Genomic DNA, 25,404 nt, shown 5'->3' with positions numbered 1-25,404 from the left:
TGTAGCCGTGACGGGTGATTGTGGCGGGAGTTTTGGGATAACTTACGGGACAGTCAGGTTACGCGCGATTCCACGGATCCCGAGCAGCCGGGAAGTGTCCCATCGAGGCCCTCCCACAACCAAGGAAGTGGTACATGTGCCAGGCCCTTCATGGAACAGGGTGCGTGCTTTACGCAGGGAGAATGATCCTTACAGGCGGGCACCGTGTGAGTCGAGTCTTCGAAGGCCAGCGCTGATGGCCACCGCAGCAACACCGGATCTGGATTCCTGGGCCATTTTCACGAGAATGTTCTCCACGTGAGTTGTGACAGTGCGGATGGAAATGCCGAGTTCTGATGCGATCTGTTGGTTAGAGCGCCCCCATGCAATGCGATCGGTAACCTCTGCTTCTCGGGCTGTCAGGCCGAACGGAAGCTCCATCGGAGTCTCAACGATCAAAGCGACGTCACCCTTGCCTGATGCCACCCCGGCCGTCCGGGTGATCTCCAGTGCTACTGTCCCGCTCTCAGAGGTCCAAAGCCCGGACACGGATGCTGCCGGCCCGGCCAGGAAGTGCGAGATGAAGTCCTTGAAATGGGGGTCAAATACGACGCCGCTCATCTCCCTGGAAATCACGGGTCTGGGCGCATCCTGTCCATCAAAGAGCGCTGCTCTGCAGTCTTCGTGGAGTCGCAGAATTGGGTAGCCGGACGATTGCCTTCGGCACAGCTCAGCGACGATCGGGGACAGCGCGCCAATAAGGTCGCGGGCATCATCGTCGAAGTTGTGGAAGTGAGAGGCGGAAAGGTGGAGCATTCCCGCGTACTGGCCGTCGTCGGAGAAAAGACAGGCACTCATGCCATCCGCGAAACCAGCGGGCGCCAGCGCGGTTTGGTAGAGCTGCGTCCCACGGTAGTCGTACTTCAAGTCATCAATGCGTAACGGTTGGTGAAGCTTAAGCAGCTTTCGATGGGCTTTGGTTGAAGCGTAGGGGTCACCCAGTGCGGTGAGCGTTTCTGGCTGGTAGCCATCGTTGGCCAGTACGTCGTGCTTGGACAGCGCGCGGTTCCAGAAAATCAGGGCGGCGGCGTCGTGCCTGGTTCCGTCGGCCAGAACGTGCAGGATCTCGTCAGCGCCGTCGCGCTGGTATTGGGCTGCGCCGGCAGCGAAAGCTGCCTTAAGCAGAATGTGGGACTTTCCGCTGACCATGAAGGCCTCCAAGACGGGAGGATCCTGTCCTCCGGGTACGCGCTAATTATACGGCCGTCTCTTCCATAACAGACCCGACCGGCATCTGCGGGGCCCAAATCCGCCCGGCTTTGTCAGGGCGTACGTACAAATACCGATGTTGCTAGGACCTCTGTATTCCTAGTCTTGATTGTACGGAGTGATGAGCGTCACCTGGGTCGTGAAGGAGCACAAAGTGACAAGCAATGAGCCGAAACTTCTTCTTGAAACCCACACCGGGTGTGAGCAGGAGTGCCCCTTTGACAGGGCAACGCGGCAGGCCCGCTGCAGCGGCAGAAGCGATGTCGGCGACGAACCAGGCACGAAGGAGACAGCAAATGTCCTCTCTTGAGATCCACGGGCAGGCGGATCGTTTCAACGTCAGGCCGCTCGAGGACATCTGTTTCACGGTCGTATGCCGCGGAACATCCAGCTATCAGTCTCAGTTGTTGCGGATCGAAAAGTATCGCAGCGAATCGGCCACTCCATTCATGGAAACAATGCCAGTGACCAGCAGTATCGACACGATCACTGAGCGAGGGGTCCACGCAACGTGTCTCCGCCCGTTTTTGGAGGTTCCAGGCAGCGAGGGTGCGCTTGCCGGAGCGCCCGGTGTCACCTTGGGAGCATTGATACGACCAGACGAGACAGCGGCGTCTTTTCAGGGTGTTGTGACCGCCTGGGATGCAACCAGTAACAGCGGCATTGGTCTCTTCCTGCAGGAGCGCAGGCTGACGCTGCTGGTAGGGGACGGTCACGCCACCTTGGAACTCAGCCTTCCTGAGGCACTGCACCCTGGCCGCTGGTACGAAGTCGCCGCGTCGTACGACCTCGCGGCTGGTCTCGGCGCTATTTTCATGAGGCCCTCCATCTCATCAGCACATGAGGAGCGTCGCGGCAGCCAAACAACAACCGGACATCGCAGACTCGAGCAACTGCCAGCCGTTCCGATAATGCTCGGCACAAGTGCCAAATACGTCTCAGGGTGGACGGCCGCAGAAGAGTCCTTCAAGGGAACGATCGAATCACCCTACGTGTGTGCAAAATCCACGCCGGCAACTGATCTGCGGGGACTACAGACCCGGCGACTAAACGCCCCTGACCTCGTGGCAGCATGGGATTTCTCTCAAGGGCTCTCCGCAGACGGACTCCACACCGACCAGATCCCGGATATCGTCGGTTCCTTCCACGCTCACTGCGTCAATGCCCCGATGAGAGCCGTTCCCGGCCATAGCGGCAGCAAAGCCGGCGACATCGGAACAACACCGGAGAGCTACGGTGCCATCCGCCTGATCGAAAGACGGCCAGATCCAGAGAGATGGAAGTCGCGGATCGTTCTCCCCGTCCCGCAAACACTGCAGGCAGGGTTCTACGCCGTCCGACTAAAGGCCTCAAACGTCGAGGAATTCGTTCCCTTTGTCGTCTCAACCGCGAAGGAACCGGACGACCCCCGCAACAAACACAGCCCGTGTCCCACTAATCTCCGCCCACGAGGCCGCATCACAACACAGAGCGCCCATCGATCGCTCGTCCCAACGATCCATCTACAGAATCCGCTGGCCGAATTTACGGCTAGGATTTCTTCCGAGAGGCACAGATAGCCCATGAAAACTGACAGTCACGCTACCCCGGCCAGTGACGCCGGCATCAACGACGTCGAGCAGCAAAAACTAGGTGCTCTTGGCTACAAGCAAGAGCTCAATCGCACCATGACCCTGACGGACGTTGTTGTCTATGGGCTGATCTTCATGGTGCCGCTGGCCCCCGTGGCTGTTTTCGGCACCATCTTCAACTTCTCCCATGGCATGGCCGCATTGGTTTACCTGGTCGCCGGTATCGCAATGTTCTTCAGCGCCGTCAGCTATAAGGAGATGGCCAAGGAGTATCCCGTGGCAGGGTCCGTATACTCCTACGTCCGCTTGGGCACCAGCAAGTTTGTTGGCTTCCTTTCTGGATGGGCCATCCTCCTTGACTACCTCCTCCTGCCGGCGCTGCTGTGCATCCTCGCAGCGTCCGCCATGGGGGCACTCATGCCAGAGGTTCCAGGCTGGATCTGGGTCATCGGCTTTATCGCCGCAGTGGCCTTCATCAATCTCCGCGGAATCGTCGTCACCGCACGGATGAACATGATCTTCCTGATCATCCAAGGGGCAGCGCTCCTCGTGTTCGTCGGCGGCGCCCTAGTGGCCATCACCCAAGGGCGGGCGCAGTTCAGCCTCGCACCCTTCTACCAGCCCGAATTCTTCTCCTGGGAGCTCGTGTTCACGGCCATCCCGGTTGCTGCCCTCAGCTACATCGGCTTTGACGCCATCTCGACGCTCAACGAAGAAGCCAAGGGCGGCGGAAAAGCGGTCTCCAAGGCAACCATGATCGTGCTCTGGCTCGTCATCGCAATGTTTGTCGCACAGGTCTACTTCGCGGCTCTCTTCGTTCCAAACAACGAACCATTTGCTGAGGGCGACGCTGTGAACAACGCCTTCTACTCCATCAGCGAAATCGTCGTTGCGCCATGGTTCAAAATCGTGTTCACGCTGATCACGGCCCTGATAGCGCTCTTCGCCAACGTGCTGGTTTCCCATGCCACGACATCGAAGATGATCTTTGCCATGGCCCGCGACGGGCAGCTGCCACGACGTCTGGCCGTCGTCAGCCAAAAACACCAGGTTCCGGCCGCTGCCATGATCGTGGTGACCATCCTCACCGCCGTCATTGGGGTGCTGGCCGTGGGACAGATCGAACTCATCGTTACGATGGTCACCTTTGGCGCCCTGACCGCCTATATCCTGCTGCACATCAGCGTCATCATTCACTTTGGAATACGCCGGTCAAGCAAGAAGTACTTCATGCACTGGATCTCGCCCATCCTTGGAATTGCCGTGCTCGGATACGCCCTCTACAGCACCAACATTCTTGCCAAAATAATCGGCATCTCCTGGCTTGTCATAGGAACGATCGTCGCGCTCATTCTGAAGCGCACCGGCCGCACCCTCGAAACCGTGGACGTCGTCTAGACCGGCACACGACACCTCCCGTTCCCAGACGGGCGAGGGCACCGGGCCTGCCGCTTCGGCAGCGCCCGGTGCCTTCACGGCGTGCCTGGAGGCTTCATGACCCAGAGGTCCCTGATGGAACGGGCTCCACCCTTGAAAAGCAGGCCTTGGACTACGCAAAACTACCTATATTTTTCCCGTCACCCCGGTCCTACCGTTGAAGTTACCTAGAACACACAACGCTGCAGCGCTGGCGACGGGGGAGTTCCCCGACCAGCCCCCACAGCAATCCCACCTCAGAATGAAAGCGAGAACGTCCCTTGAATCCGCGGACCAGTCCACGAAGTGGCCAAGCAAATTGTTGCCGGAGGGGAGCGAACTGATGCGTACCAGCGCGGACCGCTCATCCGAACTTATGAGCATTTTTGAACAGCGGTTCTCCTCCCGACTTCGCCGCGACTTCACCGATGAAGTATCAGCGGCGTACGACCGCTCCCCGCTGGGACCTCACGACGACAAGACCGCACGGGTTGTGCGGACCCTGGGCAACGCCTCAGTCAACGGGAAAGAGATCATCCTGAACCTCGGGCCCAACGGTCCGTGGGGGATCGGCAGGATCACTGTAGGAGCACCCGGAAACCTGGTTCTCCTGCCCTCAACCTTCTACACCTATGAAAACGCGTTGCGCGGAGTTTTCGCGTTGCGTCGCAAGAACTTTTTGGAGAGCTGAAACCATGACTGCCGAAACCGCACCCGGAACCGAGATCCGCGTCGAACCGAAAATCTTCGGGTACACCGACCGTTTTGCCGCCCGCCCGGGTGAAAGCATCTCCTTCCACGTCAGCTGCGAGGGACCCTCCGCGTACCAAGCCTCACTTGTCCGTCTACGGCACGGCTTCACAGGGGAGGCAGGACCGGGCTTCCTGGAAACTCCGGTTGCATCAACATTCGATGGTGAAAAGCGCGGCACGCAGTACGTTTGCCAGCCCGGATCCTATGTTGAGGTGCCAGACCCATCCTCGCTGATGACAGACCTCAACGGATTGGTCATCAAAGCCAAGGTGTACCCCACGTTGCCCCTGAGCTCCCGCTCCGGCAATTACGGTGCCTACCACGTCACGCAGAACTCATTCGGGGGAGGAAGTGATCGGCAGGTCATCCTGGGCAACTGGGACGAAGAATCTTCCAGTGGCTACGCCCTTGTCCTGGACGCTGGCCGGCCCACCTTCCTCTGGAGCGAACAGGGCACCGCGAAGTCAGCTGCGTTGGACAGCCCCTTGGAAGGACACCACTGGTACAGCCTTCGGGTCGAAGTGGACACCGCGGCTGGCCAGATCCATCTGACCCAGGCACCGTTGTCCAACATCATGAACCGGTACACCGACCAAGCACTGCCCCTGGAAGCCGAAGACAAGGTCGCAGACGTCACCCCGGCAGCCTCCAAACCCGAAGCCCCATTCCGAATCGGCGCCGCAGCGCGTCGAGACGGCGACCGATGGCTCGCAGCCAACGGCTTCAACGGCAAGATCGGCGACGTCTCCATTCAACGACGCACTCCCGCCAGAACCGAGACCATTGCTGACTGGCACTTTGGACGCAGCCGCCGTGACGACGGACTGCTCCTGTGGGACGTCATCGATGAATCACCAAACCAGCTCCACGGAACATGTCACAACGCGCCAACCCGAGCCGTCGCAGGACACTCCTTCACTGGTCTAATGGACGACTTCCGGATTGTCCCCGATGAATACGACGCAATCCACTTCCACGACGACGACATCACCGACGCCGGCTGGCCGACAGCGTTCACACTCGACGTGCCCCACAACCTGCCAAGCGGCGTATACGCAGCCAAACTCACCGCCGAAGGTGCAGAACAATACCTTCCCTTCTTCGTCCGGGCAGGAAAAAAGAAGAACGATGTCGCCGTGCTTTTCTCCACGGCGACATACCTGGCCTACGCCAACGACCGCATTGCCTTCGAAGCCGACGGCGCAGAGATCATCGTCAGCCGAACGCCCATCCTGGACCGCGAAGACCTCACCCTCCAGGATCACCCCGAATTCGGCCGGTCCTGCTATGAAATCCACAACGATGGCTCCGGAGTTGTCTTCGGCAGCGTCCGCAAACCCATCCTGACCCTACAGCCCAAACACCGGGCATGGTTCCAAGCCGAAGGCGTATGGGGGCTGCCTGCAGACCTGTGCATCGTCCACTGGCTCGAAACCGAGAACTGCGACTACGACGCCATCACCGATGAAGACCTCGACCGCGAGGGCTACAGCCTTCTCAGCGACTACCGGGTAGTCATCACCGGCAGCCACCCCGAGTACGTCACACGCAACGAACTCACCGCCCTGGAGGAATTCACCTCCAACGGCGGAAGGCTGATGTACCTGGGCGGCAACGGGTTCTACGCGACCGTCTCCTTCGACCCTGACCAGCCACACCTGATGGAACTCCGACGCTCCGACGGCGGCACGCGCCCCCACCAGTCCCCGTACGGAGACAAACGCCACGCCACCTCCGGGGAACTCGCTGGCATTTGGAGGAACAAAGGCCTACCGCCACAGAAGCTCGCGGGAGTGGGATTCGCCGCGCAGGGCTTTGACCGCTGCACCTACTACGAACGACTTGAAGACAGCCACACCCCAGCCGCGGAATTCATCTTCGAAGGAATCGGTGAAGACGAGCGCATCGGCGAGTTCGGAATCATGGGAGGCGGCGCCGCCGGCGCCGAAGTCGACTGCTACCAGCCCGGCCTCGGCTCGCCCCCCGGAACACTGGTCCTCGCAACGTCAGGCCCACTATCGGACGCTTACCTCCTGGCCGCAGAAGAAGTGTACGAGTCCATTCCCGGCATCGGCGCCACCGAGCAACCAGGCGTCCGATCAGACATCGTCTATTGCCCCCTGGAAGGAGGCGGCGGCTTCTTCTCAGTCGGTTCCATCGCCTACACAGCCGCGCTCTCCCACAACAACTACGACAACAACATCGCCAAGATGACATGCAATGTCCTAAGGCGGTTCCGTCAGGCCCAGCCACTTGAAGTCACTTTCAATGAAACAGAAGAACTGCGGGTAGGCGGCAACTGACGCGCCAACCACAAAGAATCTCAGCTGCCCACCAGGACAGCAGCGCGAAGCCTGAGGGCGGCCCATTCTTCGAATGGGCCGCCCTCAGGGCGCACCACCACCCGGCTTCTTCCCGACTACGCTTGCCAGCCCTCGCACAGTGGCGCGGACCCGCGGCACCAAGGTCAAAGACGACTACCACGTGGCCACCAGAGAGGTCCAATGATCACCACAATAGAGGCCGACCGCTACTTCCACATCACGGGGCTTACCACCACAGAAATCGAAGACGGCATCAGCGCCGCCGTCAGCTTGGCCCACGCCCACTCAGAAAGGGACGGATGGGAAGGGGTGCTCGTGACCCGGCACGAACCTGGCGTGTACACAGTGAACCTAAGCAGCGAAATCCCTTATGGCATCACCATGGAACGAGACCTGGACAGCAGAACCAAGCTCTTCCACGAAGTGCAGAAATAGGCGAAGGGTTATCCCGCCAAGGGTGTCCCAGTTCGAAGGAACTGGGACAGTTTTCCTTACGCGGGACGAGCGGCAAAGCGGCCTGCTGGAAGTGCTGGAGACAGACCGGAACCAGCTCAAAGCTCTTCCGGTTGTTACGGGACTGCCTATGCACTGTCTTTCCTGTCCTTCAAGTCCGTAGAGCCGCAGTTCCTGGGGCGATAAGTAGGAATAGCCATCTGTCTCTCGGGACATCAGAAGCCGTTCACGAGTGGCAGGACCCCCGGCGTTCTATAGGGCAGTCCGTTCGCGAAGCAGGTACTGCAACTCAATCCAGCGAATCCTGGAGAAACGGGTCCTCGGCCGCTGTTTGGCGGCCTTTCGCATCTTCATCAGCCAGTAAGGTTCGGGTGCTTCGTTTTCAGAGTCTGTCATGGAAGCATCGTGGGTCCGATCCCTCAACGGGCATCGGTGCGTTTCTCGGCCGGCTTCATTTCGATGAGCTGGATGAGGTTGCCGCATGTGTCATCAAAGACGGCCACAACGGCGGTGCCGATGTCAGTCGGCGGCTGTGTGAACACCACGCCCTTGCCGGTCAGCCTGGCGTGCTCGGCCTCGATGTCGTCGACGGTGAATTGAGCAAGTGGGATGCCGTCTTCTGCAAGGGCGTCCCGATACGGCTTCACGGCGGGGTGGCCCGAGGGCTCCAGGAGCAGCTCCGGACCGTCAGGGGAGTCGGGCGACACGACGGTGAGCCAGAAGTTGTCACCGAGGGGGATGTCATGGCGCTTCGTGAAGCCGAGCACCTGGGTGTAGAAGGCGAGGGCTGCTCGTTGATCGTCGACGAACAGGCTCGTCAGGGCAATTTTCATTGTTCGGTCCTCTTTCTGGTGGGCCATCGCCCCGTGATCTCGGCGAGTGGCTCGGGGTTGAAGTAGTGGAACTTGGAACGTCCGCGCCTCTCTGTGTCGACGAGGCCGGCCGATTCGAGCACGCCGAGGTGTTGCGAGATGGCCTGTCGCGTGAGGCTGAGACCGTGCCGCATAGTGAGCACGGAACAGATCTCGAACAGGGTCTGGCCGTCGCGCGCTGACAGTTCATCGAGGACGAGACGCCTTGTCTCGTCGTCGAGAGCTCGGAAGACATCGACCATGACAAACACTATAGGCAAGTGAGGGCTTGCATATCAACCACGGGCGGCTGGGCGGACGCTGTGATGGACATACCAGGCTTGGCAGGCTCTGGACATGTCCAGAGCCAGGGAGTTCAATGGAATTGAGGCGATTCTCGAAAGGTCCAGGAAGAGCGGATCGATAGTTTCAGACGGCGGCCAAAGCGGCAGCGCTCGGCGGCCGCAAGATGGGGGTTCCGATGGACGGCACAGCTTCCGCCAAATATTCGCCGGCGCGATGCGCTGCAGAAGGCTTTCTCGCACTCAATCTTCCGAGCCGTCTTTCGTTGGAGCGGCTGATATCGATTGTGGAGAACCTCCGGCGTCGGCGGATTGAGGTCGATGTTTCCGAGTCCCTGAACGGAGGATCGGTCTGCGGGCTGTGGTTGTCCACGGACAGCACGGAGATAATCCTGCACGCGCCGACGCCGTCGGCACTACATAGGCAGCAGTTCATCCTCCACGAACTGGGCCACATGGTGCTCCGACACGATGAGCTGGTGGTGTCCTCAAACTATGCGGAGACGTTGTTCCCCAACCTGTCCGGCGAGAAGGTGTCTCGGGTCCTGGGACGAAGTGACTTCCTGGACCATATCGAGGCCGCTGCCGAAACCTTGGCGGATCTATTTGCCGCTGCAATCCGGGACAGCAGCCTCGAGCCGCGGTCGTTTGAGCGGATTTTCGGATGATTCAGGACATTTCAGCAGCCGTGATCTGGTGTCTGGCGTTGTGCCTCCTGCCCGATCTGAAGCGGCGCAAAGACCAGAGCATCCTGGTGGCGGCCGTAACCATCGCCACCGCACTCACGCTCAACGTTGACCGAATCTACCTCGCGGGGGACCAGCTACTCGGAAACCGCAATTTCCTGGACCTCATAGCCAATATCTTCATGGTTGTCGGTATCTACTTCCTGTCCCGTGCGATCCTGCGGGCCGCCGATGTCAGCGAGACGGTGGACATTCACAACAGAGCAGGGCTATCGGTGCTCGGGCTCGTCGTCGTGGCGTTGGTTGTCAGCTTCAGCCTGGTTGACGCTCCGCGGACTTCCACTGCCTTCATGAGGGATTTTGGAAGCCAGTGGCCTGCGGCCGTGTACTCGAGTGTTCAGTTCCTCTACATCGGCGCGGTGGTGGCCATCACCGGCTTTACATGTTTCAGGTTCCGCGGCGAGATGGCAAAGCCGTACTTTCGCGTCGCCTTCATGTTCATCGTAGTCGGCTGCGCCCTGGCTGTGGTGTTGGTCCTTGCCGTGCTGGGAATGGACGTTCTTCATCTCATGGGGGAGCTCGAGGCAATGACGCGTCTCTCCTTCGTCTACGACGCGGCCGAAGTGGGAGCCATGGTCTTTCTCTGCATGGGTCTGGCCTTGCCGCCCGTCGCTCGTCGGCTAGAGCGTAGATCTGATGCCCGAGCAGCAGCTGTCCTTGTCGAACGACTGGCTGGGCCATGGGACCGAATCACGTCTGAGCGATCCGAGATCCGACTGGATTTGGCTCAAACTGCGATCGACCGCCATGATGCACCCAAGCGCCGGCTGCATCGGATGTTGGTGGAGATCCAGGACGCACTGTTCGTGGACCCGCACCTTGCCCAATTACTGACTCAAGATGATCTGGATGTACTAAGAGAAGCGGAGCAGCATCTCGGGGCCCGGTTTGCAGGATCCGGACATCGACGGCCAGGGTTGTTGTCACGGAAAGGGGAAACGACTCCGTGACCGACAGCGACGGTGGGATCCCCGAACAGCCGCAGGCGAAACTCGCGCGGAAGCTGAATCTCCTTCTGGATCTTTTTGAGGCGCAGGGTTCAGTGCCCCTGACGTATCCGCAGATAAGCAAGCACATGTCAGACCGCGGAACGCCGTTGTCTCGCTCGCGCTGGGCCTACATGCGTGCCGGCGACAGTTCCATGGCGACGGACCCGCAGCTTTTGAAGAACCTCGGCGAATTCTTCGGCGTTGACGCCGGATACCTTTTGGACGACGACGGCGAGGTTCCCGACTTGGTGGACGCACAGCTCGAACTACTGCGCACCCTGCGCGAAAACCGCGTCAGAAACTTCGCTGCAAGACAACTGCAGGGGATTTCTCCGGAGACATTACTGCGGCTACGCAAAGCCATAGACGAACGCTTGAAAGCTCCCGAGGACGACGCCGATGCGTAGGGCCGCTGCAAATGTGGCCATCGGTTGTGGCATTGCCGGCGTCACCGCCTTCCTTGCAGCGGCCTACTTTGCTCGGGAAGTTGTGGTGCCCAAGACGCTGCGGAGGGAAGATCTGCAAATCCGTCGTGTGTTCCGCGGCGCTGACGAAACGCTCATGGTGGAATTGCCTGCATCAGCCCGGACGACGGCTCCAGGCCGGTACAGCATCTGGTTTGCCAACGGCACAGGCCATGCCTGTATCGGAGAGATCGCGTCCTCTGACGATGTGGCCGGGACGGTAACCCGCCGCGTTGAACGGGTTGACTCCGGCGATCTCAGGATTGCCAAAGCCGGCATCTGGAGTGGATACGTCTATCCAACGCCGGGACCGTTAGGGCTGTCCTACTCGGACGTCGAGATTCCGATCGAGAACGGTATGGCGCCCGCCTGGAAGTTCACGCCGACGGAGCCGTCCGCAGATTCTTCCACTTGGGCCATCCATATCCATGGCTTGGGCGGTTCGAAAGCCGGTGCACTCCGCGGCGTGCCCGTTGCGCACCGACTGGGTTACACATCCCTGGTTGTTTCACTCCGGAACGACCGGGTTGCGCCTGCTTCTGCGGACGGCAGGTATCACCTGGGGCAGACCGAGTGGCACGACGTTGAAGCTGCGGTGTCGTATGCAGTGGGGCAAGGTGCACGCCAAATAGTGCTCTTCGGCTGGTCGCTCGGTGCCTCCATCGCCCTTCAGCTAGCGGCATCTTCGGAGTATCGGCCCCTCATTTCCCGGCTCGTGCTCAATGCCCCCGTTATCGACTGGAGCAGAACGCTAGTGGCCAACGCCCGATCCAGCATGCTTCCCGGCTGGGTTGCCCGGCTTGGACTGCACATGCTTGGGTCATCCGGTACGCGCTGGATCACCGGCTTAGACACTCCTTTGAGCTTTCCTGCCTTGGACTTTTTGGCCCGGGCGGAGGAACTCAGTGTGCCCATCCTTGTCATCCACAACGAAGGGGACTGCTCGACACCCTTTGCCATTTCGCGGGAGTTCGTCGCCCGGCGTCCCGAGCTGGCAATGCTGCTCACTTTCCCGTCCGCGGAGCATACGCAGGAGTGGAATTCCGATCCGGACGGATGGGACGCGGCGGTGGAGAGCTGGCTCCGGAACGTCCCGCCGTCGTCGTCCGCATCCCTATAACTGCGCCGCTACGAGGCTTCGAGGCCCCAGGGCCGGAAGGCCCGGTCCTTGTCCATGTTCCAGCCGGCCACCATTCCGGATCCGATCATGAGGTCGCTGAGCCTGGCCAAGCGGTAGGCGGGGTCTGCTTCGAGGGCGAGTTGCAGGAACTGGTGTGCTTTGCTGCCTCGGCCTTCCCACCAGTTGACGAAGGCGACGGCGGTGAGGATGGGGGCCGAGTGTTTGGTGCTGCTGTGCGTGTACGCGTGGAGCAGCAGCTGTTGTGCCCATTCGACCCGGGACCACTGGGGCCCGCCGTGTGTTTGGGCCAGGAGAACCCGGTCCATCGGTTCGTCGATTCCGGGGATATCGGCCATGAGTTGGTCGCGGATGGCGGGAGCCTGGAAGTTGGCGATGAGATTGATGGTCTGATCGTCGTTAGGATAGGAGATCGCGTCCAGCATGCCGTCCCAAAGGGTTCTGGCTTGCTCGAGGGCCTCGCCCGGGTTCATCGCGTGTATTGCGTTCACGCGGTTATCGACGGCGTCGGCCGTGCGGTGTTCTTTTGTCGAGGCGGGAAGGGTGATGTGGTTGGTCGGTGCGATGGTGCTGCCGCGGTAGACGAATTCGGCGTTGATCTGGCTGGACTGGGTCGCCTTCAGCGGCAGTGTCACTCCGTCCTGGGGGTCGCCGTCGTAGGGGGAGACGGTGTTGTCTCCGACGAGGAGTCCGTCGCGGATGGTCATGCCGCGTTCGGCCAGCGCGCATGTGAGTGCTGCGATGGTTGCTGCGTGCGGTTTGGGCTGTCCGGGTTTTTGGGGTTCGGAGGTGTAGACGGCGAAGAGCACGCTGGCGGCACTGGTGTCGTGGGCGAGGTAGTCGGCCACTGTGCGTGCGTAGCTGAGTCCGCCCTCGCGTGTCGGGAGGTCAACTCTGAGTGTGGCGCCGACGCGGTTGGCGTCCAGGGTGATGCACACGAGACTTTCCTGGGGCCAGAAGCCGAGGGTGTGTCCGACGAAACTGAGGACGTCGGCTGGGGTTTTGATGGTGAGCGGTTCCATGTTCCTTCTCCTTCAGCGACTGGCGGGCACCGGATGTGTCTGTCAGATTTTGTGCGTCGTTCTGATAGCGGAGTCAGCGCTGGGTGTGAGGGTCCGGAGTGCAACTTGGGGGACCGGGAGCGATTCAAAGTTTCGGGAGGAAATAAGCGACGGAGGAGCGCCGAACGAAACTTTGGATCGTGAACGGCGCGTAGCGCCCTGGTTGCGTGAAGGACCGACCCGGCGATGATGGGGATCAGAATGACAAACAGCGATGTTGCTTCTGGTGGTTCATGGATGCGGGGGAGCGGGGCGGCATGACGACCGGTTCGCGGGCAGGGCCGCCCATTTGTTCAAGGCGCCGGGGCCCAATGGAGGAGCCTGCCTGCGACACGGCCGGCGCAAGCACTGGGGGCTTCATCAGCTACCCGATGCTGCCAAATGGCCTGCTGAGATACATCAAGGACAGTGGCTGGGACTAACTCAGGACCTGTGACCGATCCCCGTCGGGATCACCGATAAGTATCCATATGTTCGGCGGCCAGTTGAGGGATACGTCGGTAGTGTCAGGGTTGAATCCGAGACCTACTCTAGCCATTGTCAGAACAGCAGAATCGGGCCCAATTCTGACGCCTTTTACACCCCAACCTGACGTCAGGTTGGGGTGTACTTCAGTGGGCGTCGGAGTAGCGCAATCGGGCCATTGTCTGCTGCCTACCGATAATTGGCCATGTGTCGGCCTGGTCGAACTGACGCGGCCAAAGGGGGGGGGCGACTGCATCTACTACCGAACGTCGTTCAACGTAAGGGATGCAAGGCAGATCGATGAGACGAATGTGAAGGCGGATCTGTCCTCGGGCGAGTGATCTTCAGTCATGTCTCACAATTCCATGGTGGATCTCACGGAAGCACGGAGCGTTGTGAGACACGACTGCGCAATTTTGCTGGCTTCCGCGGTACTACGGATGGTCCGGTCTCGTGATCGTATGTTCGTGAATGTCGAGCAGTATTCGTTCGCCTTGATGTGTAAGTATCCACACCAAGCCCTTAGGGGGTGAGTGATATCCACTTTCCCTCCCCATCGGGCACCGCTTGTGTCACAAGCTTCAACGTCATCGCCCGACGCCAGTGAAAACACAAGCCGCACTTCTTCCGCCGTCAGTACTTCTTTCATGCAGAAACTCCTTAATGCGTAGCTGCGGGATCAGGTGTCTAGTCCTGATTACTGCGCGATGACCCCGAAGGCTCCCCGATCCGAGCCACTCCCACGGACCCTGAAAAATCACGTCGAGGAAAGACCTCACTCTGGCAGCAACGGCATACCCCCGGGGGGCTAACGGTGTTCGTTGATGTAGTTGAGGCCGATCCACGGCGATGTGGTTATGTCATCGTTGGTGATTGGACCTTCTGTCTGGATGGGCGTCTATTCCTGGGTCTGATCCCGAGAGTTGCTGTGAGGGGTCCACATGGTCATTGGGCATCAGAACGCCTTCGGGTCTGTGAGCGTTTGGTACGTGTCCGAGTTGTGGAACAGCTTCCGGCCTGCACCGTTGTCTAGGAGTATCCACATCATGTCCCCATCCGTTGTTACGGCGTCCACGGTGCCAGATACTCGTTCATTGCTGGATCCTACGAGAACTACTGTGTCCCCCGGGCGGAGGTCGCTCCAGTTGGCGACGACAGATCGGCGGAACCCAAATCGGGTCGGCTTCCGTGCTGGGTTGTCGACCATGTCTGCAAGGTGGGGCGTCGCGATCCTGTCGGGCACGGTCTCCCTAACGGTTTGCAGGGTCATACTCTTCTCCTGTCAGGATTTGTTGTTGAGAATGTGTCGCAGTGTTGCTTCGCCGCGGATGCGAGTGAGCACAGGCTTCGAAGCGGGCGGGGGCAACTACTTTGAGATTGGCGTTTCCTCCGGCTGCCTCGAACGGACCTTCTGTCCTCGACGCAGGGCCGGTCTAGAGCCATCGTTGTCGGGCCACTCAAGGACGAAGGAGGCTGTGGCCCGCCAGAATGACACGTTCCGTGACCTCATCAACGGTGCCGATGCCTTCAACTCGGGTCAGGATGCCGCGCTCGGCATACTTGGCCACCACGGCTTCCGTTTGCTCGTGGTAGAGGTCGAGCCGGTGGCGGATGACGGCCTCGGTGTCGTCGTTACGGCGGGTTTCCTTGGCTCGGCCAAGAAGGCGGGCCATGAGTTCCCCATCGTCGGCGGTCAGCTGCAGGACGACGTCGAGCCTCTGGTTTCGTGTGGCCAGGATTTCGTCCAGGTAGTCGATCTGGGCCGTTGTGCGTGGGTATCCGTCCAGCAGGAAGCCGTCGTCGACATCGCTTTCGCCGAGGCGGTCGCGGACCATTTTGTTGGTCACGCTGTCCGGAACAAAGTCCCCTGCATCCATGTACTTCTTGGCTTCGACGCCGAGCGGTGTTTCGCTTTTGACGTTGGAGCGGAAGATGTCGCCGGTGGAGATGGCAACGACTCCCAGGCGCTCGGAAATGCGTTCCGCCTGCGTACCTTTGCCGGAACCCGGTGGTCCGATAATCAACATTCTGGGCATCGTATTAGCCTTTCGTTGTGGTTGTCTGTTGTTGCTGCGTTTCGGATTCACGGACGGTGTGGGATGACCGGGCAGAGCGCCCTCAGGCGCCCACGCCGCAGATCATAGGAACCACGAAGGTGGATTTCTCCGAATGCCATACGCCGGGTGAAGTTCCTACCGTGCGGCCATATCCACTGTCCCTTGGTCCCGTACGGACTGCCCAGGGGGCCGAACCGTAGGTCCACCGAGGGCGATTCGGTAAGTGACTGGAAAAAGCTGAACGCCTGTCTTGTCGGTGATCTTTCCCCAGATGCCATGGGGCAACCAGATGGCGGCCGTTGCGCCTATCAGGCCGAGAACGATCATGTACCAGGATCCGTAGCCAGCGAGCAGCTGCTGCAGCACGAAGAAAACGATCGCGCCGATCAGCGGCCCCTCCAGGTATCCGATTCCGCCCACAATGACGATGAAGATCATGTAGGCGGACCATTGGACGTTGAAGATCGCTCCAGGTTGGACGCTTAGAGCGTCGATGATTAGTAGTCCGCCGGCTGCGCCGCACCCAGCGGCGGACACCAGGTAGACGAGGCGTTTAGAGCGTGTGACATCCACTCCGTTGGCTTTGGCGGCTGTTTCGTCGTCGCGGACGGCGGTCAGGGCGAGGCCGGAGCGCCCAGAAGCTCGAAGGTACAAGGTTCTGCGGCCCCGAGGACCGGCGACCTCCGTTCGGCCCGTAGCTTCCAGTCGGTGTCTTGGCTGAGTTGCGGTGGCTGTACGGGGAGGACGCGATTCAGCAGCATGCGCGGGATGAGGTTGTCGTCGCTGGCAGCTCCATTCGTATCGGCTTGGCATGGCGGCAGTCCTTGCAGAGAAGCCGAAGGTTCCCGGGATGGCCGGACGGGCCGTCACTGTAGTCGATTTCTTGGCCCGAGGCGCCGCAGCTCCCGCAGACCTTGTCCTGTGCTTTCACCAACGCGCGTGTTTCCGGCGGGATCATTCGTGCCTACCGGCAATATCCGTCCATATGCGCCGGCCGTAGAGTAGACAGGACACTGCTCCCGATGGTGCGGTGCTCCGGGTTCGGGCGCGCCAGTTTCCGGCTTTGGATGCGTGATTCGCGCATCCATTGGGAGTCCAACTCGAACGCCGATAATGGACGTTCCGTCAACGCCGCATCGGCCATAGCACCACGACGGCGCCGGCAGGGGAGCGGTTCACTCCAGGTCGGTGTGTCGCAGATGCTGGTAAACCGTCTCCCCGAACCTCTGCGAAGCAGAGGGACGCATCTAGGCGCAGAGCCCTGGACCGGGCAGGTCCAGAACCTAGCTCACCGCGGTCCTTACACTAACTCCCGAAGTCACGACCGCTGCTCCTGCCCAGTCGATCAAGCCCAAGGGCGGACTGGCGGCTTAAGCTCGGTCCGTGTCGGGTCCGGCAGGTGAATTGCTGAACGGTCCGCGGTCATCCTGGGCGCGCTGTCCGGGCGGGATGGGATCCGCGGGGATCATGACAATTCCGCCGGGACTCAGCCTCAATTCTTCGACGATGGCGGTCCGTTCGTCAGGGGTGGCATTGGGCCACGCTTCCACGGCGCGTGCAAACTTGCCGACCCGCTCCAGAAAATCCGAATGCCACTTGACTCGTTGCTCACTCTTAGGGGATTGGCGGGCGTTGTTGCCCGCGTTCATTATCCAGTGCGGCCAGCCCATGATCACCTTGAACGGAGTCGGATCGCTGGATTCCAGTTTCCCGGTCACCAAGCACGCGTGCATCCTCCGTCGCACGGCCTCAAGCTCGGCGTCGCTGACGAGAACAGCGGCCCGCATGTCGTGGCATGCCACAACGAGGTCTGCAATCACCTGGTTTTCCCGGGACCGGGAGACGTCCGCGGCCTGTTGCCGGAGCTGGTGGGCGGAAATACGGGACTGGTGCCTATTGGCCAAGTTCACCACCACCAGCGCTACTACGCCGCCTATGACCGCAGCCACGAACGCGCCTACGGTCCCGCTCCACAGTTGGAGCCACTGATCCCCGTTAAGTCCCCAGAACATCTGAGCAGTTTAGCTCCCGGCGGGGATCCAGGCGGACCAAATGCTGGCCATGGTGGCGCATAGGGCGCCGCCGAACACGAATATCAAGGCTTTTTTGGCCACGGAGAGGCGTCCTCCAACATTGCCGTAGAGGGTCTGCTCAACCAGGCGGTTAGCGTAGCCGTACGTGGGGAAGGGAAGGTTTCTGGAGCGGTAGTCCGCAACCTTGGCCTCCCGGAGGCTTATAAATGTGCCGTTCGCCTTTGCTTCCTCCTCCAGCCCGTTGTACTCTGCGTCAATTTCCGTTTTGAGCGCTTTCGCCCGATCCTGGGCCTGCCGCTTTCGAATCACGGTTGCGAATGTGTGCGCGATACCAATTGCCGGAAGGATGAAACCCAGGGCTGTTAGGGCCCTGATGACTCAGCGCATCATTTCCGCGCTCATGGCATGAGGCCCCTCAATCTCGCTTGCCGCTCAGCTTCAAGGTTTTCAAGGCTGGGCCCTCCCAAGGGTGGGCCAGTTGAGCTGACCGTCGATTCCCATGATTGGGCCAAGAGGCGCTTGTCCCGCCATTTCAATTTGGCGTGCGCAAAGGCTGCCTCACCCAGCTGGTTTCCGATAACACGCACTGGCAGATGGAATGACGCACCTGGCGCAAGTAGGGGAATCGGGAACGGGTCCAGCTCCCGCCAGGGCTTCCATTGTTGTTTGCCGGCCTCCTGCCCCGGGACGTGGACAACGCCATCGCGGACTTTCGAAGCAACGGCCTCAAGCTCAACTGTGAGGGTCAGTTTAATGTTCTTGGCGCTTGCCGAGCCGTGGTTCACGATGATCAGACGATCCGCCCTGTACTTGTAGTCCGACGTCTTCGCGAAGCGCACGCTCAGATCAGCCTTACGGCCCGTGAAGAACTGGCCAGCAAAAGCGGCACTACTTAGGGCCAGGGCTAGTAGTGCTATCCAGGTTTAGCCAACGCTACTGGTGGACGCGTACTCCACCCAATGGGCCACGAATGCCAGCGGATCCCTATCCAACTCGTCGAGCGGGGGAGCGGTGGGCTCCGTCTTCTGAAGTGCGGCACTAACGACGGGATGGTTGGCCCGGTTCGCCTCGTCAGCCATGTCTCCCGGTAATAAGAGCCACAGAATCGATGGCCAGCCGTGATCGCCTGCATTGCCAGTGAGAAGCCCTAGTATCGCGCTTGAGCCCATTTCAGTCCATCAGCCCCTAATGTCTTCTATAGGAGCTCAGGAAGGGCTCCTCTAGAACCTGCAAACGGATGAAAGAACTTCATGAAGGCTTACCCAACGGTCCACAACAAGCGGGACAGCTACGCCCTGCCTGCGTACGAAGTCCGGGGCCAGGAGCTGTACCCCACGGTCCACAACAAGCACGACAGCTACGCCCTGCCAGCATACGAAATCCGGGGCCAGGAGCTGTACCCGACGGTCCACAACAAGCGGGACAGGTACGCCCTGCCTGCGTACGAAATCCGGGGCCAGGAGCTGTACCCCACGGTCCACAACAAGCACGACAGCTACGCCCTGCCAGCATACGAATTCCGTTCCTGACGCCTGGTTGAACATTGACCAGGTCCTGTCTTCCCGAAGCGGGGCCCGGTTAAGAGATATATGGAGTGCCGCATGAAGAACCGAGACAAGGTGCTTGTGGGAGGTTCGGTTGTCTGTGGGCTCGTTGCCTTAGCGCTCTCTCCTGCTTTCATCTGGATCAATGATCATGGAGACGGACTCTCCGCGATGGCAGCCATTGCCACCGGAATCGTCGCTATCAATGCCCTTCGAGCTTCCGCGCGGGATAGCGCTGATCGTAGCCGTCCCGTTGTTGTCGCGGAGTTTCAGCTCGCAACCGAAAGTGATACGAGCGCAGACCTTGTTATCCGCAATGACGGTGCGACAGTTGCGAGAAATCTATCCGTATCATTCGATCGAGATATCGTTACCGGTGATCTGGACAAGGATAGGGGTGCCAGTAGTATCCAACAGCGATACTCCAGAACTATCGGCGTCCTAAGCCCAAGGCAGGAACTCCGCAACACGTGGTGGTTCGGAGGATCAGTTGCTGGAAGCGATCGACTGAAAAATTTGAACCCAACTCCAGACGAAGTTGTTGTCACACTTAAGTACGAGGACCTGAACGGACTTAAGTATCGGGATGACTTTGAACTCCACGTCGATGTAATGCTGCACTCAACGCATAGTTTTTCTAGCACGTCAGTCCGCGGCCAGTTGAAGACGATGGCGCAGGCTCTCAAGAAGATGTCTGAACGTGCCCCCGTCTCGTCCACAACCACGACTAGCAGCTTCAAGATGACGGATAACTTCGTCGCGGAGCGACCCATCTTCAACGACGACGAGTAATCCGGCCGATGCCCGCATTTGCGGGGGAGGGCTTTTACGCAAGCGTGGCGTGGCGCAGGTATTGGTAGGCGGTTTCCCGGCTGATGCCGTAGTCACGGGCAAGGACGGATTTCGGAACACCGCTGCCGGCGCGTGAGATTAGCTCGGCGGCCCGATCCGGCGTGAGGGTCTTTTTCCGTCCTTTGTAAGCGCCGCGCTGTTTGGCCAGGGCGATGCCTTCCTGGCGTTCCCTGATGAGGGAGCGTTCGAATTCGGCGAAGGCTCCCATGACGGAGAGCATGAGGTTGGCCATGGGGGAGTCCTCGCCGGTGAAGACCAGGCTCTCTTTGAGGAACTCCACCCGCACGCCTTTACGGGTCAAGTCCTGCACGAGGGCACGCAGGTCATCGAGGTTGCGGGCGAGGCGGTCCATGCTGTGCACGACGAGGGTGTCCCCGTCGCGGGCGAACCGCAGCATTTCAGCCAGCTGCGGCCTGGCTGTGTCCCTGCCGGAGGCTTTGTCTGTGAATAGCCGGTCCAGGACCTGGCCTTCGAGCTGGCGTTTCTCGTTTTGGTCCAGCGTGCTTACCCGCACGTACCCGATCCGCTGTCCGACCACCGGTACCTCCAACCCTCGTCCTGTCAGTCTGAGTTTCAGACTCCTATCGGACAACAGTCGAATACGCGACGGCGCGTTGGTGGGCGTGCCGGACCGGGGCCGGCACGACCCCATGAATGGCTCCAAGATCAGGCTGTACGTTCTCTGCTACCTGGCCTGAAGATGACGCCGGGTAAGGTACGAGCTAGACTGAATTAAGAGGCGTTGGCAACTATCAGCCAGGCTTACTATACGTAACGTCGGCTATCAGTTGTCAGCCGCCAGGCAGTCGAGCACGTCTTGGCCGGGGAAGAGGCGGCCGTTGCGGTCGGCTCGACTGCGGCGGTGGTGGTCCGTGCTCATTCCTGGGGCCGGCATCTCGGTTGGTCGTGCAGGTCGCTGTTCGTTTCTCCACGAGATGTTCGGAGAGGAGGAGCCCGACATCATGAAGCTCGTTGATTCCAGCAGGAGGCCCGCCGGGGTAGTGCGGTGCTTATTCGGGTGCTCGCTTCCGGACCCCTGCTCATCGTGTTCGAGCGGAATCGCGCCCTGCCCGGACGGCCGTCTTAGCAGCCCGGTTGGGGTCGCCGAAGTAGACAAAAAAGGGTGTGCACAATGTGCACACTTTGGGCTTCGGACTGGGGCTGTGATGTCTCAGGACATGGGTGACGGATCTGTATCAGGACATTGGTGGCATTTCGTGTATCAGGACATTGGTGACGGTTGGGGTTGTTTCGCCGTGAATCCGGGGGGCTTGCCGTTTCCGACTGTTTTGGTCCCGGCCTGTGGACGGGGGTAGGACGTGATGTGGGTGCCCTGGTCATCGAAGAACTGGATTGTCTCGGGGTCCCAGAGCGCGTGGATGCATTGCCGGGCGTAGGGTTTGCCGATCATGTAGACCACGCTGTTGATCGTGACTCTGCCGTTGGGGTAGGCGATGCGGGTGGCCTGGCCGCTGCCGTGGGTGCCGTCCTGGGTGAGGGCGGCAACGGGTTTCGGGTGGGGTGGCTCGGCGGCCGGTGTGGCGTCCCATGCTTGTTGCGGGGTGATCCGTCCGGGCAGGCCCTGGTGCGGGCGTTCGGTGTTGTAGAGCTGATCGAACGCGTCGACCTGTTCCTGAAGCTGTTCAAGGCTCCCGGCGAGGGGTTGTTTGTCCAGGAAACGGAACAGGGTCCGGTGGAAGCGTTCGTTCTTGCCCTGTGTGGTTGGCTTGTACGGTTTACCGGTGATCGCCTCGATCCCCAGGGAGGTGACGTACGTGAGGAGCTGGCCTTGGCGGCCTCGCCGTGAAGGGTTCAACGCGGCCCCGTTGTCCGTGAGCGGTTTCTGGGGCACCCCGTGCGTGGTGATGCCCTTCTTCACTACCGCGATCGCGGCTTCGGATGTTTCCCCGGCGGCGACGTGGGAGGCGACCGCGAAGCGGGAGTGGTCATCGATGAGTTGGAAGATCACGCATTTACGGCCGCCGGTGAGGACGTACTCGGTCGCGTCCAGTTGCCACAGACAGTTCGGGGCCGGGTAAACGAACCGGCGGTATGCGGCCCGGGGCTTCTTCCGCGGTTCCAGCCTCGCGACACCGCTTTGTCGGAAGATTCTGGCCAGCGACGCAACCGAGGGCACCGGTTCCAGGCCCATGGATTTCATCTTCTCGAACACGCTGATCGGTCCGTGGTCCAGGCCCGAGCGCTCCAACGCCGCCCGCACCCGCAGTGCCTGCTCCTTGGTCTCATCACTGATCCTGGACGGGCTCGTGCGCGGCCGGCGGGACCGCGGTTCCAACGCCGCGGCCGGGCCCTCGGCCCGGGCTCGGCCGAGCAACACGTAAAACGTCTTACGGGAGATGCCATGCTCGCTACAGAACGATGTCACGGCACCACGCGGCGGATCTTCCGGCCACTGCGAGATCGCTAAACGGACACGAGGATCAATAGGCTCAACTCCACTCATCCACCAATCAGATCGGCAAAAGTGTCACCACCAAGAACCCCTGAACTGTCACGGTTGACCTGAAACAAAACTGTCACCCATGTCCCGAGACATAACACTTCGGACTGGGTCGTACCGGTGCCGGACTGGGCCGGATTGGCGATGTTTTCAGGGGATTGGCGGATTTGTAAGGGCTGGAGTCCGGTTCGAGTCCCACCTTGGGCACAGCATGACCCCTCGTCAGAGGGTTTTTGCTTTAATGTGTGGACATTGACCCTCCTCGGGTCCCTCTGACGCTGTCCGCGGTTTGTGCCTGGCGCTGCGGTCGCCTATTCGGTTGTTTGGGTGGCGGGGTCAGGGTCCTGGCCTGTGGGCCTTCCGCCTGCTGGAATCTAGGGTGATGTGCCGTCCTTTCTTGGTGTTCCGGTGGCCAGTTGTTGGTCCTCACTCATTCATGTCCAAGAGTTGTGGTGACGACATGACCAAGCCGAATTTTCTTCGAGGAGCTTCCTCGGATAGCTGCTTGCTGCGAGCCAGGCAGAGGGCGATCATCGCGTGTTTGTCCGGCCAAAGGGGGTGTGCGCATTGTGCACACGTTTGTGCACGGGCGGCTCTTCGGCCTGCATTGTGATCCCCTCCTCCTGGCTGGGCCTTTACTAGTTCATGAAGTTCTCTGTTTCAGAGGACATGACTTCGCGCCTAGATCGTCGGTTTTCGTGGGACGTTCCTGTCAGCGGCCACCTCTCATGGCGTAGCTGTGGCCGGCGCATGGTCCGTCGACAAAGTGAAGGTGTGTGGGATCCGGACTCTTCTTCCGGGGCAGTCCTTGTTTGGTTGTTCCCCCAGACTTTTCCTTTGGCTGGTTGCAGGGCTTTGGACATGACGACATGAGCGTTCTCTCAGTCCTTGGCTTTTCCGATTCGGTGAACAGGTTTTGGCCGCCTGCTTTTGTGGGGCCTTTTGGTAGAGGAGATCACCGCTGGGTACAAGGGACCGGAGGGCAACCCGGGGGACCGGGCAGGAGGAGAGAATTCTTGCGAGGAAATAAGCGACGGGGGAGCGCCGAGGAAGAATTCGTGGGGGAATGCCCGGCGCGGAGCGCGCGGGTTGCGTGCAGGGACCGCCCAGCGATGATTGGGGACCAGAAGGCACCGCTGAAGATTGGGATGACTCCGCACAGCTGTCCTAGGGATGGCCTGTGTTCGTGCGCCGATGGCGCCGCTTCAGGCAATGCTGTGGGCGCAAGAATTTTGCCCGGCGCGGACTGCTCCTTTGGCTGATGAGTTCTTTGCATGTGGTTTTGATTGCCCACGCTAAAACTCGTTCCATCCAGCTTGGTTCTTCGTACCCTCGTTCTTCCATGCGGTCTCTCAGGGCATCGGACATGACGATGCAGCAGGGAACATTAGATCGACATCGGTGCGTATCGCGCCGCAGTTAGACTCAGGACCCGCTCAAGGAACGCAGCCTTTGCGGCGCTGGCTCATTCACCATGTATTCGCACGTGATCTATGGGTGGCTGCCTGAACTGCTGCACGTAAAGGAGGGCAGACGCTGCGACCCCCGAAGCGGTACCGGCTGAACCGAACCGAGCCACCAACAAGTGACACTACCGTCGCGCCGCTCAGCAACGACGACCAAGTCCAGATTCGCGGCTTCGATCTCGGCATGTAGAAGGGTCTCCGGGCCGGCCCGGTAGCCATGTCAGCGACGGACTCGGTATCGGCAATGCGGCGTTCCCAGATCCCGACCCTGCGGCGGATCCATTCACCGGTAATATTCACGATCTGGCTCAGCTCCTCGTTTCCAGGATCCATGCGGGCTGGTACGCGCCGACCCCTGCGGTCCGGGAGCCTCGGCCTGTTGAGGGTTCTGGGGGCGGGCACGGACGGTGCTTCTATGTTTTGCGCCTTGAACATCGGGACCGGTTGGGTGCCGGTCCCTCCGGGCTGCAATTTTGCGAAGGGGTGTTTGTGGCGGCGCAGAGATTCCAGCACTCCCACCCGGGTGAGCAGGGCCGGGCGGCGTCCTGGATGCCTTTGATCAACGCGGTGATGCCGCGTTCGAGGGCGTTGACGATGTCGGTGATGACTCTGACCGCTGTAGCGTTCCAGGACCTGGAGCTGTGACATGCGGATGATAACGACATCGACGTTGCGGATAGCGCTGACCCGGTCCAGGACGCGTTCGGCCGCGGCGAAGAACAGGGCCCCGTCGAGCCGGAACACGGCGAGAAGGACGCTACGGCGATGCCTGTCGCCGCTGCCCCGATTAGGTCGAAGGAGGCGGCGATCAGGGCCGAGACGAAGGACACGACCGGCAGGCGTCTAGGCGATGACGCTGCGCAGGGTGGTGGTGGAGACCATATGGGCGGCGTGACCACCGGCGAGGGCGACGAGCGGGATCCGCGAGACCGGGCTGGTGGCCAGGTACACCACCCCCTGCAGCATCAGGGCGTGCGTCACGGTGCGAGCCGGGGCCGGCCTCCGGAGCGGTGTGCACCAAGGTGCGTGCGGTGGCGCCGGTGACCAGTATGCCGCCGCAGAACCCGGATGTGACGGACGCCAGGCCCTGGCCCAGGAGTTTACGGTCGGCGTCGTAGGTCCGGTGTGGGTATTCGTTGAGTTCATTCTTCTGGAATGCCAGCCGAGTTCGACTTACGAAGGGACAGCAACGCACCTATCAGGGGCAGGC

Annotated in this window: 24 protein-coding genes and 2 pseudogenes; 12 read left to right on the top strand and 14 right to left on the bottom strand. The window is 60.5% G+C overall.

All coding sequences use genetic code 11. The features are described from left to right. Window positions 1–189: 189 nt before the first annotated feature. Window positions 190–1,200, bottom strand: coding sequence for a LuxR C-terminal-related transcriptional regulator (locus tag CXQ91_RS15870; protein WP_104174871.1), 1,011 nt, complete (start codon window positions 1,198–1,200; stop codon window positions 190–192). Between the two features lie 344 nt (window positions 1,201–1,544). Between CXQ91_RS15870 and CXQ91_RS15865 the strand changes: the two genes are divergently transcribed. The 5 genes from CXQ91_RS15865 to CXQ91_RS15845 all read left to right on the top strand — a co-directional run bounded on the left by CXQ91_RS15865 (window position 1,545) and on the right by CXQ91_RS15845 (window position 7,747). Next, complete coding sequence (locus CXQ91_RS15865; RefSeq protein WP_104174870.1) at window positions 1,545–2,807, top strand: hypothetical protein; 1,263 nt, start codon at window positions 1,545–1,547, stop codon at window positions 2,805–2,807. A gap of 3 nt (window positions 2,808–2,810) precedes the next feature. Continuing rightward, complete coding sequence (locus CXQ91_RS15860) at window positions 2,811–4,217, top strand: APC family permease (RefSeq protein ID WP_104174869.1); 1,407 nt, start codon at window positions 2,811–2,813, stop codon at window positions 4,215–4,217. A gap of 361 nt (window positions 4,218–4,578) precedes the next feature. After that, window positions 4,579–4,926, top strand: a complete 348-nt coding sequence (locus CXQ91_RS15855; protein WP_104174868.1) for a hypothetical protein — start codon at window positions 4,579–4,581, stop codon at window positions 4,924–4,926. A 4-nt stretch (window positions 4,927–4,930) separates the two neighbouring features. Continuing rightward, window positions 4,931–7,291 carry a N,N-dimethylformamidase beta subunit family domain-containing protein gene (locus CXQ91_RS15850; RefSeq protein WP_219816538.1) on the top strand — a complete coding sequence of 787 codons (2,361 nt, stop codon included), beginning with the start codon at window positions 4,931–4,933 and terminating at the stop codon, window positions 7,289–7,291. A 201-nt stretch (window positions 7,292–7,492) separates the two neighbouring features. Then, window positions 7,493–7,747, top strand: a complete 255-nt coding sequence (locus CXQ91_RS15845; RefSeq protein WP_104174867.1) for a hypothetical protein — start codon at window positions 7,493–7,495, stop codon at window positions 7,745–7,747. A gap of 437 nt (window positions 7,748–8,184) precedes the next feature. Here CXQ91_RS15845 and CXQ91_RS15840 read toward each other — a convergent pair whose 3' ends face one another. Beyond that, window positions 8,185–8,598 (bottom strand): VOC family protein, encoded by a 414-nt coding sequence (locus tag CXQ91_RS15840; RefSeq protein WP_104174866.1) that lies wholly within the window; start codon window positions 8,596–8,598, stop codon window positions 8,185–8,187. Beyond that, window positions 8,595–8,879, bottom strand: coding sequence for a helix-turn-helix transcriptional regulator (locus CXQ91_RS15835; RefSeq protein ID WP_104174865.1), 285 nt, complete (start codon window positions 8,877–8,879; stop codon window positions 8,595–8,597). Before CXQ91_RS15835 ends, CXQ91_RS15840 begins: the two co-directional genes overlap by 4 nt. Before the next feature lie 218 nt (window positions 8,880–9,097). On the opposite strand from CXQ91_RS15835, the gene CXQ91_RS15830 reads away from it, so the two are divergent. The 4 genes from CXQ91_RS15830 to CXQ91_RS15815 are packed head-to-tail and all read left to right on the top strand — an operon-like array spanning window position 9,098 to window position 12,237. After that, complete coding sequence (locus CXQ91_RS15830; RefSeq protein ID WP_146072356.1) at window positions 9,098–9,586, top strand: hypothetical protein; 489 nt, start codon at window positions 9,098–9,100, stop codon at window positions 9,584–9,586. Further along, window positions 9,583–10,614 carry a hypothetical protein gene (locus CXQ91_RS15825; protein WP_104174863.1) on the top strand — a complete coding sequence of 344 codons (1,032 nt, stop codon included), beginning with the start codon at window positions 9,583–9,585 and terminating at the stop codon, window positions 10,612–10,614. The genes CXQ91_RS15830 and CXQ91_RS15825 overlap by 4 nt, the downstream gene beginning before the upstream one ends. Beyond that, window positions 10,611–11,060, top strand: a complete 450-nt coding sequence (locus CXQ91_RS15820) for a hypothetical protein (RefSeq protein ID WP_258074034.1) — start codon at window positions 10,611–10,613, stop codon at window positions 11,058–11,060. The genes CXQ91_RS15825 and CXQ91_RS15820 overlap by 4 nt, the downstream gene beginning before the upstream one ends. Further along, window positions 11,053–12,237, top strand: coding sequence for an alpha/beta hydrolase (locus tag CXQ91_RS15815; RefSeq protein ID WP_104174862.1), 1,185 nt, complete (start codon window positions 11,053–11,055; stop codon window positions 12,235–12,237). The genes CXQ91_RS15820 and CXQ91_RS15815 overlap by 8 nt, the downstream gene beginning before the upstream one ends. 8 nt (window positions 12,238–12,245) lie before the next feature. On the opposite strand, the gene CXQ91_RS15810 is transcribed toward CXQ91_RS15815, so the two are convergent. The 7 genes from CXQ91_RS15810 to CXQ91_RS15780 form a co-directional block, all read right to left on the bottom strand. Continuing rightward, complete coding sequence (locus CXQ91_RS15810; RefSeq protein ID WP_104174861.1) at window positions 12,246–13,277, bottom strand: DUF4192 domain-containing protein; 1,032 nt, start codon at window positions 13,275–13,277, stop codon at window positions 12,246–12,248. A 1,459-nt stretch (window positions 13,278–14,736) separates the two neighbouring features. Continuing rightward, entirely contained in the window at window positions 14,737–15,051 is a 315-nt protein-coding gene (locus CXQ91_RS15805; RefSeq protein WP_104174860.1) for a hypothetical protein, read from the bottom strand. 187 nt (window positions 15,052–15,238) lie between these two features. Beyond that, window positions 15,239–15,808 carry an adenylate kinase gene (locus CXQ91_RS15800; protein WP_181038922.1) on the bottom strand — a complete coding sequence of 190 codons (570 nt, stop codon included), beginning with the start codon at window positions 15,806–15,808 and terminating at the stop codon, window positions 15,239–15,241. A gap of 165 nt (window positions 15,809–15,973) precedes the next feature. Continuing rightward, on the bottom strand, window positions 15,974–16,492 hold the full coding sequence (locus tag CXQ91_RS15795; protein WP_219816537.1) for a branched-chain amino acid ABC transporter permease: 519 nt from the start codon (window positions 16,490–16,492) through the stop codon (window positions 15,974–15,976). Window positions 16,493–17,208: 716 nt separating this feature from the next. Further along, entirely contained in the window at window positions 17,209–17,850 is a 642-nt protein-coding gene (locus CXQ91_RS15790) for a hypothetical protein (RefSeq protein WP_104174857.1), read from the bottom strand. A gap of 9 nt (window positions 17,851–17,859) precedes the next feature. Next, on the bottom strand, window positions 17,860–18,180 hold the full coding sequence (locus tag CXQ91_RS15785) for a hypothetical protein (protein ID WP_104174856.1): 321 nt from the start codon (window positions 18,178–18,180) through the stop codon (window positions 17,860–17,862). Between the two features lie 89 nt (window positions 18,181–18,269). Further along, window positions 18,270–18,710: a hypothetical protein gene (locus CXQ91_RS15780; protein WP_104174855.1), complete on the bottom strand. Its 441-nt coding sequence runs from the start codon at window positions 18,708–18,710 to the stop codon at window positions 18,270–18,272. Between the two features lie 411 nt (window positions 18,711–19,121). Here CXQ91_RS15780 and CXQ91_RS15770 point away from each other — a divergent pair, with 411 nt between their 5' ends. Further along, on the top strand, window positions 19,122–19,400 hold the full coding sequence (locus tag CXQ91_RS15770) for a hypothetical protein (protein ID WP_104174853.1): 279 nt from the start codon (window positions 19,122–19,124) through the stop codon (window positions 19,398–19,400). A 72-nt stretch (window positions 19,401–19,472) separates the two neighbouring features. Next, window positions 19,473–20,207 carry a hypothetical protein gene (locus CXQ91_RS24520; protein WP_146072355.1) on the top strand — a complete coding sequence of 245 codons (735 nt, stop codon included), beginning with the start codon at window positions 19,473–19,475 and terminating at the stop codon, window positions 20,205–20,207. A gap of 34 nt (window positions 20,208–20,241) precedes the next feature. Here CXQ91_RS24520 and CXQ91_RS15760 read toward each other — a convergent pair whose 3' ends face one another. Then, window positions 20,242–20,805 (bottom strand): recombinase family protein, encoded by a 564-nt coding sequence (locus CXQ91_RS15760; RefSeq protein ID WP_104174851.1) that lies wholly within the window; start codon window positions 20,803–20,805, stop codon window positions 20,242–20,244. 658 nt (window positions 20,806–21,463) lie between these two features. After that, window positions 21,464–22,653: pseudogene (locus CXQ91_RS15755) on the bottom strand (integrase core domain-containing protein). 2,030 nt (window positions 22,654–24,683) lie between these two features. Here CXQ91_RS15755 and CXQ91_RS25315 point away from each other — a divergent pair. Beyond that, entirely contained in the window at window positions 24,684–24,839 is a 156-nt protein-coding gene (locus CXQ91_RS25315; protein ID WP_258074032.1) for a hypothetical protein, read from the top strand. Window positions 24,840–25,037: 198 nt separating this feature from the next. Here the strand turns inward: CXQ91_RS25315 and CXQ91_RS25310 are convergent, their stop codons facing one another. Further along, window positions 25,038–25,160 (bottom strand): hypothetical protein, encoded by a 123-nt coding sequence (locus tag CXQ91_RS25310; RefSeq protein WP_258074046.1) that lies wholly within the window; start codon window positions 25,158–25,160, stop codon window positions 25,038–25,040. A 97-nt stretch (window positions 25,161–25,257) separates the two neighbouring features. After that, a pseudogene (locus CXQ91_RS25305) lies at window positions 25,258–25,389 on the bottom strand (hypothetical protein); the annotation flags it as partial. Between the last annotated feature and the right edge of the window lie 15 nt (window positions 25,390–25,404).

This window comes from Arthrobacter sp. Y81 (assembly GCF_002929335.1).
Taxonomy (GTDB): Bacteria; Actinomycetota; Actinomycetes; order Actinomycetales; family Micrococcaceae; genus Arthrobacter.
Note: the sequence above shows the minus strand (reverse complement) of the source record. Positions and strands in the feature narration are given on the sequence as shown.